Annotated in this window: 10 protein-coding genes; 2 read left to right on the forward strand and 8 right to left on the reverse strand. The window is 62.2% G+C overall.

Annotated features, from left to right (window positions below; all coding sequences use genetic code 11):
• Window positions 1-68: 68 nt before the first annotated feature.
• The 8 genes from PMI28_RS17575 to PMI28_RS17540 all read right to left on the reverse strand — a co-directional run bounded on the left by PMI28_RS17575 (window position 69) and on the right by PMI28_RS17540 (window position 9,500).
• Complete coding sequence (locus tag PMI28_RS17575) at window positions 69-1,070, reverse strand: diguanylate cyclase (protein ID WP_007985680.1); 1,002 nt, start codon at window positions 1,068-1,070, stop codon at window positions 69-71.
• Window positions 1,071-1,118: 48 nt separating this feature from the next.
• On the reverse strand, window positions 1,119-2,129 hold the full coding sequence (locus tag PMI28_RS17570) for a chemotaxis response regulator protein-glutamate methylesterase (RefSeq protein WP_007985681.1): 1,011 nt from the start codon (window positions 2,127-2,129) through the stop codon (window positions 1,119-1,121).
• Window positions 2,126-4,411, reverse strand: a complete 2,286-nt coding sequence (locus tag PMI28_RS17565; protein WP_007985682.1) for a hybrid sensor histidine kinase/response regulator — start codon at window positions 4,409-4,411, stop codon at window positions 2,126-2,128. Before PMI28_RS17565 ends, PMI28_RS17570 begins: the two co-directional genes overlap by 4 nt.
• On the reverse strand, window positions 4,408-5,088 hold the full coding sequence (locus tag PMI28_RS17560; RefSeq protein ID WP_007985683.1) for a chemotaxis protein CheW: 681 nt from the start codon (window positions 5,086-5,088) through the stop codon (window positions 4,408-4,410). The genes PMI28_RS17565 and PMI28_RS17560 overlap by 4 nt, the downstream gene beginning before the upstream one ends.
• On the reverse strand, window positions 5,085-6,356 hold the full coding sequence (locus tag PMI28_RS17555) for a CheR family methyltransferase (RefSeq protein WP_007985684.1): 1,272 nt from the start codon (window positions 6,354-6,356) through the stop codon (window positions 5,085-5,087). The genes PMI28_RS17560 and PMI28_RS17555 overlap by 4 nt, the downstream gene beginning before the upstream one ends.
• On the reverse strand, window positions 6,353-6,889 hold the full coding sequence (locus PMI28_RS17550) for a chemotaxis protein CheW (protein WP_007985686.1): 537 nt from the start codon (window positions 6,887-6,889) through the stop codon (window positions 6,353-6,355). Before PMI28_RS17550 ends, PMI28_RS17555 begins: the two co-directional genes overlap by 4 nt.
• Window positions 6,889-8,511 (reverse strand): methyl-accepting chemotaxis protein, encoded by a 1,623-nt coding sequence (locus PMI28_RS17545; RefSeq protein WP_007985688.1) that lies wholly within the window; start codon window positions 8,509-8,511, stop codon window positions 6,889-6,891. The genes PMI28_RS17550 and PMI28_RS17545 overlap by 1 nt, the downstream gene beginning before the upstream one ends.
• A gap of 296 nt (window positions 8,512-8,807) precedes the next feature.
• Window positions 8,808-9,500, reverse strand: coding sequence for a tellurite resistance TerB family protein (locus tag PMI28_RS17540; protein ID WP_007985691.1), 693 nt, complete (start codon window positions 9,498-9,500; stop codon window positions 8,808-8,810).
• 203 nt (window positions 9,501-9,703) lie between these two features.
• Between PMI28_RS17540 and PMI28_RS17535 the strand changes: the two genes are divergently transcribed.
• Together PMI28_RS17535 and PMI28_RS17530 are read left to right on the forward strand one after the other, a co-directional pair.
• A complete protein-coding gene (locus PMI28_RS17535) occupies window positions 9,704-10,618 on the forward strand; it encodes a LysR family transcriptional regulator (protein ID WP_007975056.1) in 915 nt (304 codons plus the stop codon).
• A gap of 105 nt (window positions 10,619-10,723) precedes the next feature.
• Window positions 10,724-12,223 (forward strand): gamma-aminobutyraldehyde dehydrogenase, encoded by a 1,500-nt coding sequence (locus tag PMI28_RS17530; RefSeq protein ID WP_007985697.1) that lies wholly within the window; start codon window positions 10,724-10,726, stop codon window positions 12,221-12,223.
• Window positions 12,224-12,283: the final 60 nt, after the last annotated feature.

Below are 12,283 nucleotides of genomic sequence, written 5' to 3' on the forward strand. Positions count from 1 at the left end.
GGACTTCGTCCTCGAACGCAGCCTCGCGGGCTCGGCAGCTGCTACAGCGCCACGAGCAGCGCTTTTCGTTACTCGATCCCTACCTGATTGCGCCCATTGTTTTTTGCCGAATACAGCCCCTTGTCCGCCGCCAGGATCAGGTCACGGCAGTGGCTGCCCGCTTTCGGGGTGATGGTCGACAGGCCGATGCTGATGGTCAGGCTCGCCCCTTCGGCGGGCGAAATGTGCGGGATCTTCATGGCTTCCACGGTCATGCGCAGCTTTTCCGCCACCAGGCGCGCACCGCCCTGGGAGGTGTTGGGCAGCACCAGGGCGAACTCTTCGCCGCCATAACGAGCCGGCAGGTCCGAAGGCCGGGCGCTTGCGTCACGAATCGCCGCGGCGACCTTGCGCAGGGCTTCATCGCCCTCCAGGTGGCCGAAGCTGTCGTTGTAGGCCTTGAAGTAGTCGACATCGATCATCAACAAGGACAACTGGCTCTGCTCACGCAGCGAACGGCGCCACTCCAGTTCCATGTATTCATCGAAGTGCCGACGGTTCGACAGTCCGGTCAGGCCATCGGAGTTCATCAGGCGTTGCAGCACCAGGTTGGTGTCGAGCAGTTGCTGCTGGCTGACCCGCAACGCGCGGTATGCCGCGTCCCGTTGCAGCAGGGTCATGTAGGAGCGCGAGTGATAGCGGATGCGCGCGACCAGTTCGATGGTATCCGGCAGTTTGACCAGATAATCGTTGGCCCCGGCCGCGAAGGCCGCGCTCTTGATCAGCGGGTCTTCCTTGGTCGACAGGACGATGATCGGAATGTCCTTGGTCGCCGGGTGATTGCGGTATTCGCGTACCAGGCTCAGACCGTCCAGCCCCGGCATCACCAGGTCTTGAAGAATCACCGTCGGCTTGATGCGGACCGCATGGGCGACGGCCTGGTGCGGGTCGGCGCAGAAGTGGAAATCGATATTTTCTTCATTCGACAGGCCGCGGCGAACGGCTTCGCCGATCATTGCCTGATCGTCTACCAGCAACACCATGGCGGCGTTTTCGTCGGTCTTGAAGTCGTCGAGCTGTAATTCATTCATGTGCGGTCACCTGAGTACTACCTGGGCCAGGAATGCGGAAAAAGGTGCTCATTTGGCGAAAATCTCCAGCAATCGTGGCGCTATCTTTTCCAGCGGGCGAATCTCCACGGCAGCGTCGATGGCTGCGGCCGCCTTCGGCATGCCGTACACCGCACTGCTGCTTTGGTCTTGTGCGATGGTCAGGTAGCCCTGTTGGCGCATGAGTTTAAGCCCCTGGGCGCCGTCACGCCCCATGCCGGTGAGTAAAACCCCTATGGCGTCACCGTTCCAGTAACTGGCCACGCTCTCGAAGAACACATCGATGGAGGGTCGGTAGATTTCGTTGACCGGTTCGGCAGTGTAGGCCAGCGTGCCGTTTTTCAGCAGGCGGATATGGTGATTGGTGCCGGCCAGCAACACCGTGCCGCTTTGCGGTGGCTCGCCTTCCTCGGCCAGCCGCACGTTGAGGCCACTGGCGCTGCCAAGCCATTCAGCCATGCCGGCGGCAAACACCTGGTCAACGTGCTGTACCAGCACGATGGCCGGAGAAAAATTGTGCGGCAGTCCCTTGAGCAAGACTTCCAGCGCTGCCGGCCCACCGGCGGATGAACCAATGGCGATAAGGCTCTGGCGTGAGCCCGAGCTGCGCATTGGCGCCTGCGTCGGGCGCGGGGGATTGCCCTTGTCGCCGATCAGCCAGCTGATGTTCAGGATCTTGCGCAACAACGGCGCGGCCGCTTCCTGGGCATTGCCGGAGCCGACGGCCGGGGTGTCGACCACGTCCAGCGCACCGTGGCCCATGGCCTCGAACACCCGGTGCACGTTCTGCTGGCGATCCACGGTGACGATGACGATGGCGCACGGGGTCTCGGCCATGATCCGCCGCGTGGCCTCGACGCCATCCATCACCGGCATGATCAGGTCCATCAGAATCAGGTCCGGCGTGTCCTGCGCGCACTGGCGCACCGCTTCGGCGCCATTGCCGGCGACCCAGACCACCTTGTGTGCCGGCTCGAATGCCAGGGCGCGGCGCAGGGCCTCCACCGCCATGGGCATGTCGTTGACGATTGCGATCCTCATGCCCGCGCTCCTCCAATGAGCTCGACCACTGCATCGAGCAAGGCGTCGTCATGAAAACTGGCCTTGGCTAGATAATAGTCGGCCCCGGCATCCAGTCCACGGCGCCGGTCCTCTTCACGATCCTTGTAGGACACCACCATCACCGGCAGCGATTGCAGACGATTGTCCCGACGCAGCAGCGTGACCAGTTCGATGCCGTCCATACGCGGCATGTCAATGTCGGTGATCAGCAGATCGAAATCCTCCGAACGAAGCGCGTTCCAGCCGTCCATGCCGTCTACTGCAACCGCCACGTCGTAACCGCGATTGAGCAACAGCTTGCGCTGCAACTCTCGTACGGTCAGGGAATCATCCACCACCAGAATTCGTTTGCGGGCGGCCTCGACCACCTGACTGCTGTGACGGGCAATGCGCTCCAGACGCCCCGTATTGAGCAGTTTGTCCACCGAACGCAACATGTCTTCGACATCGACGATCAGCACCACCGAACCGTCGTCGAGCAAGGCCCCGGCGGAAATGTCCTGCACCTTGCCCAGACGCTCATCCAGCGGCAACACGACCAGCGTACGCTCGCCGATAAAGCGCTCGACCGCCACGCCGTAGATGGCATCGCGCTCGCGAATCACCACGACCTTCAGGGTTTGCCCGCTGTTCTGGCTGGCCGGACGTTGCAGCAATTGGCTGGCCGCCACCAACCCGACATGCCGGCCTTCGTACCAGAAATGCTGGCGACCTTCGACCTGCACGATATCCTCCGGCTCCAGGTCGCACATGCGCTCGATATGAGCCAGCGGAAAGGCATAGGCTTCGTCGCCGACTTCCACCACAAGACTGCGAACCACCGACAGGGTCAGCGGCACCTCAAGGTGGAAGCGACTGCCCTCGCCCACCGTCTGCTCCAATACCACCGCGCCACGCAGCTGCCGGACCATGTGCTGCACCGCATCCAGTCCAACGCCGCGACCGGACACCTCGGTGACCGTGTCGCGCAGACTGAAACCGGGCAGGAACAGGAACGTCAGCAGTTCCTCTTCACTCAACTGCGCGGCGGTTTGTGCGGGCGACAAATTTCGCTCGACGATGCTGCTGCGGACTTTTTCCAGGTCCACACCATTGCCGTCATCGCTCAACTCAAGCACCAGCAAACCGGCTTGGTGAGAAGCCCGCAGGCGGATCAAACCTTCAGCCGGCTTGCCCGCCAGCAGGCGTTGTTCCGGCGTTTCGATGCCGTGGTCGACTGCGTTGCGCAACAGGTGAGTCAGCGGTGCTTCAAGTTTTTCCAGTACGTCGCGATCAACCTGAGTCTTCTCGCCTTCAATTTCCAGCCGCACCTGTTTGCCCAAGTCGCGCCCCAGATCCCGGACCATCCGCACCTGCCCGGTCAGCACATCGGCAAACGGCCGCATGCGACAGGCCAGCGCCGTGTCGTACAACACCTGCGCACGCTGGCTGGCATGCCAGGCAAACTCATCGAGTTCGGCGTTCTTTTCCATCAGCAGTTGCTGGGATTGCGCCAGCAAGCGCCGCGCATCCTCGAGGGCTTCCCGGGCCTCCAGGCTCAGGGCCTGGTCCTTGAGATGGACGTTGAGACTTTCCAGTGCGCGCAGGCTGTTGCTCTGCATGCGTTTGAGTCGCTGCATGGTCGCAAGGTGCGGTTTGAGCCGCAGGGTTTCCACCAGGGATTTGCTCGACAGATCGAGCAGGCTGTTCAGGCGCTCGGCCGTGACACGCAGCACACGCTCGCCGTTTTCGGTGGTGCGTTTGGCCTTGCGCGGGGCCGGATCTGACGCCGGTGGCGGTTCGACGGCAGGCGCCGGCAACTCGACCCTGGGCGCGGGGGCTTCGAGTTGAAGTTCGGCCATTACCGGTGCAGCAGGCGCAACCACAGCAGCCGCCGGGTCCAGCAACCGCGCCATCAATGCCACATAGGCATCGATATCCACGGTCCCCGGCGTGCTGTTCGGCGTGGCGATGCGCATCAGCAAGTCGGTGCCTTGCAGCAGTGCATCGATGTGTTCGGGGCGCAACAACAGGCGGCCTTCCTGGGCACTGACCAGGCAGTCCTCCATCACGTGGGCGACGCTGACACCGGCATCGACGCCGACGATCCGCGCCGCGCCTTTGAGCGAATGCGCCGCACGCATGCACGATTCAAGTTGATCGGCTTGGGTCGGGTCGCGCTCAAGCGCCAGCAGGCCGGCGCTCAAGACCAGGGTCTGGGCTTCGGCCTCCAGGCTGAACAGTTCCAGCAAAGAGGTGTCGCGCATTTGCTCGGGGGTCATGTGAGGCTCCGGGTCACGGCGGACAGCAGCTGTTCTTCATCCAGCCAACGCAGGCTGCGACCTTTGAATGGCAACACGCCACGGGTGTATTTCGCGCTGGCTTGAGCACCCGAGCGCGACGCGGCATCGAGGATGTGCTCTTCGATGGCGTGAATCCCGTCGACCTCGTCCACCGGCACCACCACCGGCCCGCCATCGGCCGCGATAATCAGCATGCGAGGCATGACCCGCGCGCCGGGTGCCACGCTACTGGTGCCGTCGAGCCCGAGCAGCTCCACTAGCGACAGGCAGGCGACCAGCGCGCCGCGCACATTCGCCACGCCGAGCAAGGCCCGGGAACGCTGGTGTGGCAATGAGTGAATCGCCTGTAACGGCGACACTTCCACCAGGCTGCGCGTGGCCAGGCCCAGCCATTCCTCACCCAGACGGAACATCAATAACGATCGGGTCTTCACCTCGCTCTCGACCGCGACGGACACTGGCCCGCGATCTTCCTGCTGCAATGCATAGCGATCGAGCAAACGCGTCGCGGCCGCCGAATACACCGCACAATTGCGGCAATGAATATGCTCGCCAAGCAGCGGGCAGGACTTGTCGCCGTGGATACCGATGCGGTTCCAGCAGTCGTCGATGGCCTGGGCATCCCGGGTGACGCTAAAGGTGTCGGAGGCGATCATCGTTTGCGCTCACTGTCGACGGCGCGCCCGCTGCGAGCGGCACGCTCCTGCAATCGTCTGGCTCCCATGGCGTCGCCCTGGGCCTGCAGCAACGCGGCCAGGTGCATCAACGCTTCAGGATGTTGCGGTTCGAGGTACAACGCCTTGCGGTAAAAACCCTGGGCTTCAAGGGTATTGCCGGCCACATCGCTGAGCAGCCCCAGCCAGTAAAAGACCTGAGCCACCGGCTCATGGCTGCGCAAGTAGCTTTCACACGCCGCTCGTGCCTCGGCGCTTTTGCCTTCATCGGCCAGCGCGGCGATATTGGCCAGCAGCACGGCAGTCTCGGCACCCGAGATTGCAGGCGCAGGCTGCAGCGGCACAACCCGGGCAAATGGACGACTGCGCGCTGGCGCAGGCGGTGGGTTGCGCAACGGCTGCGGCACTGGCAATGGTGCTGGAACGAATGCCGGCAAAGGCTCAGGGTCGGGCGCCCCTTGCCGACTGAACGCGAAGGACTGCGCGATACCGATCGAGCGCATCCCCAAACGCCCCAGCAGACTGCCTTCGGCCGGACCGATAAACAGCACGCCGTCAACGTGGGTCAGACACTTGAGCACTTCGAAGACTTGTTTCTGGGTCGGCTGGTCGAAATAGATCAGCAGGTTGCGGCAAAACACGAAATCAAACGGTGGTTCGCCGGCAAGCAAGTCCGGATCCAGCACATTGCCAACCTGCAAGCGCACCTGTTCAAGTACGCGCGGATGAAGTCGATAGCCCTCGCCTTCAGCGATGAAGTGACGGTCGCGAAATACAATGTCGTCACCCCGAAAAGAGTTCTTGCCGTACAACGCCCGCCGGGCTTTTTCCACCGACAACGGGCTGACGTCCATGCCGTCGACCTTGAACTGATGCGGTTGGAGCCCGGCATCGAACAATGCCATGGCGATCGAGTACGGTTCTTCGCCGGTGGAGCATGGCAGGCTGAGAATCCGCAGTGCGCGCAGATTATTGATCTCGGCCAGACGCTTGCTCGCCAGTTTCGCCAGGGTGGCGAAGGACTCCGGATAGCGGAAGAACCAGGTTTCCGGAACGATCACCGCTTCGATCAACGCCTGCTGCTCGTCCCGCGAGCCTTGCAGGGTGCGCCAATATTCATCGGCCGAGGGTGCTTGCGAGGCGATGCAGCGCTGGCGCACCGCACGCTCGATGATCGCAGGCCCTACGGAGGTCACGTCGAGACCGATACGTTCCTTGAGGAAGTCGAAAAAACGCTGATCGCTATTCATGGCCGCTCCTCAAGCAGCGCCGGATCCAGTGGCGGCGAGGGGAACAACAATGCGCGAACCTGATCGTCGAGCAGATCGCTGACCCCTACCCATTGCAGCAAGCCCTGCTCATCCTTGCGCACCGGCCCCAGGTAGGGCGCCTGCCGATTGTCCAGGCCGTAGGGCTGAAAATCCGCCGGATCGCAGTGCAAGGTGTCGGTCGCCTGTTCCAGAATCAGCCCGAGCAGGTGCGCCTCGGTAGTTGCATCCGGGCGGTAGTTGACCAGCACCAGCCGCGTGCTGGTACGGGCCTGTGCAGGCGTACCAAAGGTCAGTGCGCTCAAGTCGATCACCGGCACCACCGCGCCCCGATAGGCGAACACCCCGGCGACCCAGGCGGGTGCATGGGGAATGGGCTTCAACGGCAGGCGCGGCAGCACTTCCGCCACCTCGATGGCTCGCAAGGCATAGCGCTCGCTGCCGATGCGGAACACCAGGAACAATGCATGCAGCGCCTGCTTCACGGCAGAGCGTTTGGCCGTGATTTCGCTCATCAGACTTTGAATCGCGAAACGCCGCTGCGCAGCCCGACGGCCACCTGGCTCAGTTCGTCGATGGCGAAACTGGCCTGGCGCAAGGACTCGACAGTCTGGCTGCTGGCATCACCCAACTGCACCAGCGCGTGGTTGATCTGCTCGGCACCGGTGGCCTGGGCCTGCATGCCTTCGTTGACCATCAGCACCCGCGGCGCCAGCGCCTGAACCTGATGGATGATCTGCGACAACTGCTCGCCGACCTGCTGCACCTCGGACATGCCGCGACGCACTTCTTCGGAGAATTTGTCCATGCCCATGACTCCGGCCGATACCGCCGACTGGATCTCGCGCACCATTTGCTCGATGTCGTAGGTGGCCACGGCGGTCTGGTCCGCCAGACGCCGCACTTCGGTGGCGACCACGGCAAAACCGCGTCCGTATTCCCCGGCCTTCTCGGCCTCGATGGCGGCGTTGAGCGACAACAGGTTGGTCTGGTCGGCGACCTTGACGATGGTCACCACCACCTGATTGATGTTGCCGGCCTTCTCGTTGAGGATCGCCAGTTTGGCGTTGACCAGATCGGCCGCGCCCATCACCGAGTGCATGGTTTCCTCCATGCGCGCCAGGCCCTGCTGCCCGGAGCCGGCGGCCACGGAAGCCTGATCGGCGGCGGTGGAGACCTCGGTCATGGTGCGCACCAGATCCCGGGAAGTGGCGGCGATTTCACGGGAGGTCGCGCCGATTTCCGTGGTGGTGGCGGCGGTTTCGGTGGCAGTAGCCTGCTGTTGCTTGGAAGTGGCGGCGATTTCGGTCACCGACGTGGTGACTTGCACTGACGAGCGCTGGGCCTGGGACACCAGGGAAGTGAGCTCGGTCATCATGTCGTTGAAGCCGGTTTCCACGGCGCCGAACTCGTCCTTGCGCTCCAGGTTCAGGCGACTGCTGAGGTCGCCAGTGCGCATGATTTCGAGGATTTTCACGATGCGGCTCATCGGCGCCATGATGGCGCGCATCAACAGCAAACCGCAGAGGCCGGCAGCCAGGACGGCCACCAGCAGGGAAATGCCCATGCTGATTTTTGCCGAAAGCACGGCGTCGTCGATGGCGGCCATTTCGTGGTCGGCCACCAATTTGTTTTCGCGGAGGATGTCATTGAGCTTCGTGCGCCCTGCAGTCCAGACCGGGGTCAGTTGCTCGGTGAACAACTTGACGGCCTCGGCTTCCTGGTTGCGGCTGTGCAGATCGAGCACTGCCGTCAGAATCCTGCTGAACTCCTCGTGGCGTTGTTCGAAAGCGGCAAACTCGACCTTGTCTTCATCGGTCGTGATGGTGTTGCGGTAGTTACCTATCTGCTCCAGCAGACGCACCTCGAAAGCCTTGAATTCCGCGGCGTCTTCGCTGCTGATGCCCTGCCCTTCTTTCAAGCCGAGCAGTTCCTGAGTCTGCAGGTAAGTGTCGACCCAGGCGCTGCGAATCATGGAGCTGTAATAAACCCCCGGCAAAGCGTCGTCCCGGACGCTGGTTTCGCTCTCTTCGATCTTCAGCAATCGCGAATAGGAGAGGACCACCATCAGCAGCATGATGGCGATAATTACCGCAAAGCTCGCCAAGATGCGTTGGCGCAACGTCCAGTTCTTCACAGTCAATCCTCGGGCCTGATTCGAAATGCGGGGAGTATAGACGAGGGCGGTGTTTCATTTATAAGACGGTTGCATACCACTGCTCATCCCGTTGAAAAAAGGCGGGATGGGCTCCGGGTTGGGAATGTCCGCTAATTGAGGGAATGGGTGTTAGGGGTGATTCAGCAGAAAGGGGCCGTGCAATGGTCATCAAGGAATGCGGTGTTACTGAAATTGTCATCGCGAGCAAGCTCGCTCCCACAAGTTATACGCGGTCAATGTGGGAGCGAGCTTGCTCGCGATGGCGGATTGAAGGTTTACAGGGAAGCCTGACGCACCTGCTTTTCCAGTTCGGCTTTCAACCCCGGCTCCAGCTTGAGCTGCCGCGCCAACTCATCAAGGTAAGCCTTCTCCATGAAGTTTTCCTCGTCCACCATCATCACGCTGGCGATGTACATCTCGGCGGCGATTTCCGGTGAGCGGGCGGCGCGGGCGACGTCGCTCGGGTCCAGTGGCTTGTTGAGCTCGGCGTGCAGCCAGTGTTGCAGCTCCTGGTCATTGTCGAGCCGGGTGAACTCACCTTCGATCAAGGCCCGCTCACGCTCATCGACATGACCGTCAGCCTTGGCCGCCGCCACCAGCGCCTTGAGAATCGCCTGACTGTGCAGCTCGACTTGCGCGGCCGGCACGCGGTCCAGGGTTTGTGGTTCCGCACCGGCCGCAGCGCCCTGTTGCGCCTGCCAGTTACCGTAGGCTTTGTAGGCCAGCACGCCCAACGCGGCGAGACCGCCGTAGACTGCGACCTTGCCCCCGACTTTACGGGCCTTTTTGCTGCCGAGCAGCAAACCCATGGCCCCCGCCGCCAAAGCCCCGCCGCTCGCACCGGAGAGCAAACTGCCGAGGGCACCGGTGCCACCGCTCGCGCCCTTTTGCTGTGAGCTACCGGCCTTGTTCTGCAACAGGTCCTGGCCGGATTTGAGTAGTTGATCGAGCAATCCACGGGTGTTCATTTGCCGCCTCCTCAAGACACTTAACCTGAAACCAAGGCCACCAGCCTAGATCGAAAGTGCCCGATTGCTGCCCGCAAGAGTGCTTCGAGATGTTGCTTCACCCTTTCTGCTTGCCGCTTGAAGCTTGCGGCATAAAGCTGCCTTTCAAAAAAACGATATACACTCTCGCCAATCGATAAAAACAGCCCACCGGGTGCTTTCCCATGATGACCTTGCGCCAGATCCGTCACTTCATTGCCGTGGCCGAAACCGGCTCGATCTCGGCCGCCGCGCAAACCGCGTTCATTTCCCAGTCGACCCTGACCCTGGCGATCCAGCAACTGGAGGAGGAAATCGGCGTCAGTCTGTTCAGCCGCCACGCCAAGGGCATGACCCTGACCCACCAGGGGCATCAATTCCTGCGCCAGGCGCACTTGATCCTGGCCACCGTGGATAACGCCAAGCGCAGCCTGCAACAGAGCACCGACCAGGTGGCCGGACAGTTGATCGTCGGTGTGACCAGCCTGGTGGCCGGTTATTACCTGGCGGATTTGCTCACCCGCTTCCAGCGTGCCTACCCCAACGTGGAAATCCGCGTGATGGAAGACGAGCGCCCGTACATCGAGCATTTGCTGGTCAGTGGCGAGATCGATGTCGGCGTGCTGATCCTCTCCAACCTCGAAGACCGCCATGCCCTGCAGACCGAAGTGCTGACCCACTCGCCGCACCGGCTGTGGCTGCCGGCCCAGCACCCGCTGCTGGAGCACGACAGCATCAACCTCGCCGATGTGGCCCGCGAACCATTGATTCAACTGAACGTCGATGAAATGGACCGCAACGCCCAGCGCATGTGGTCGGCAGCCTCCCTGCAACCGCGCATCACCCTGCGCACGGCCTCGACCGAAGCGGTGCGAAGCCTGGTGGCTGCCGGCCTGGGCGTGTCGATCCAGCCCGACATGACCTATCGCCCGTGGTCATTGGAGGGCGACATCATCGAAGCGCGACCGATTGCCGACCTCAGCCAGACCCTCGATGTCGGCCTCGCCTGGCGTCGCGGCACTGCGCGCCCGGCGCTGGTGGACCCGTTCCTTACGGTCGCCCGCGAACAACCCCACGGCGGGCGTAAGCCATCTATTTAATCGAACGCCACCTTCAGTATTTAGTATTTGTTGTCCTCGGGTCCGCGCACTAGTCTTGTGACATCTAATAAAGACGGCCGGGCTCCAGTCACAGGGAGCGCTGCCATGTCTACACAAGAAGCCACACAAAAAAAGAGAACCCGAAAAATGGCTGGCGCGCAGACCCCGTTGTTCACCGCATTGTTGATTGATGGTGAATTAGTCGCCGGTCAAGGCTGCGTCGAGCCGATTCTCAACCCGGCCACTGGCGAAGTGCTGACGCAAATTGCCGAAGCCAGCACCGAGCAAGTCGAAGCAGCGATCCTCGCCGCGAATCGCGCTTTTGCCGGTTGGTCACGGACCACGCCACAGCAGCGTTCGAACCTGCTGCTGGAAATCGCCAACGTCATCGAAAAAAACGCCGACCTGCTCGCCCGCCTCGAAGCCATGAACTGCGGCAAGCCGTTGCACCTGGCTCGTCAGGATGACTTGAATGCCACGGTCGACGTGTTCCGCTTCTTCGCCGGTGCCGTGCGCTGCCAGACCGGCCAGCTCAGCGGCGAATACCTGCCGGGCTACACCAGCATGGTCCGTCGCGATCCTATCGGGGTCGTGGCGTCGATTGCGCCGTGGAATTACCCGATCATGATGGCCGCGTGGAAAATCGCCCCGGCCCTCGCCGCCGGCAATACCCTGGTGTTCAAGCCGTCGGAACACACGCCCCTGTCGATCCTGGCCATGGCTCCGGCACTGGCCGAGATCCTGCCACAGGGTGTGATCAACATCATTTGCGGTGGCGGTGAAGGGGTTGGCAGCCATCTAGTCAGCCATCCGAAGATCCGTATGGTGTCGCTGACCGGCGATATCGTCACCGGGCAAAAAATCCTTCAAGCCGCCTCGAAAACGCTCAAGCGTACCCACCTCGAACTCGGCGGCAAGGCCCCGGTGATCGTCTGCAACGATGCCGACATCCAGGCCGTGGTCGAAGGCGTGCGCACCTACGGCTATTACAACGCCGGCCAGGATTGCACCGCTGCTTGCCGCATTTATGCCCAGGCCGGGATTCATGACCGTTTGGTGGCCGAACTCGGCGCGGCGGTCAGCAGCCTGCGCTTCGCCGGTAAACGCGACGCCGACAATGAAATCGGCCCATTGATCAGCACCCGCCAGCGCGACCGCGTGGCCAGTTTTGTCGAGCGCGCCCTCGGCCAGCCGCATATCGAACGAGTGACTGGCGCGGCGGTGCATTCCGGCGCCGGCTTCTATTACCAGCCGACCCTGCTCGCCGGCTGCAAGCAAAGTGACGAGATCGTCCAGCGCGAAGTGTTCGGGCCGGTGGTCACCGTGACCCGCTTCGATGAACTGGAACAGGCGGTGGACTGGGCCAACGATTCGGAATACGGCCTGGCTTCGTCGGTCTGGACCCAGAACCTCGACAAGGCCATGCAGGTTGCGGCGCGCCTGCAGTACGGCTGCACCTGGATCAACAGCCATTTCATGCTGGTCAGCGAAATGCCCCATGGCGGCCTGAAACGTTCGGGCTACGGCAAAGACCTGTCCAGCGATTCGCTTCAGGACTACAGCGTGGTGCGGCACATCATGGCCCGCCATGGCGAGCATCTCTGACTACGCTTATAAGAAGCCACCAACGGCATGCTTCACCACGTTCACAACTGCCCCGACCAT

Origin of the sequence: Pseudomonas sp. GM48, from assembly GCF_000282335.1 — a bacterium.
Classification (GTDB): domain Bacteria; phylum Pseudomonadota; class Gammaproteobacteria; order Pseudomonadales; family Pseudomonadaceae; genus Aquipseudomonas.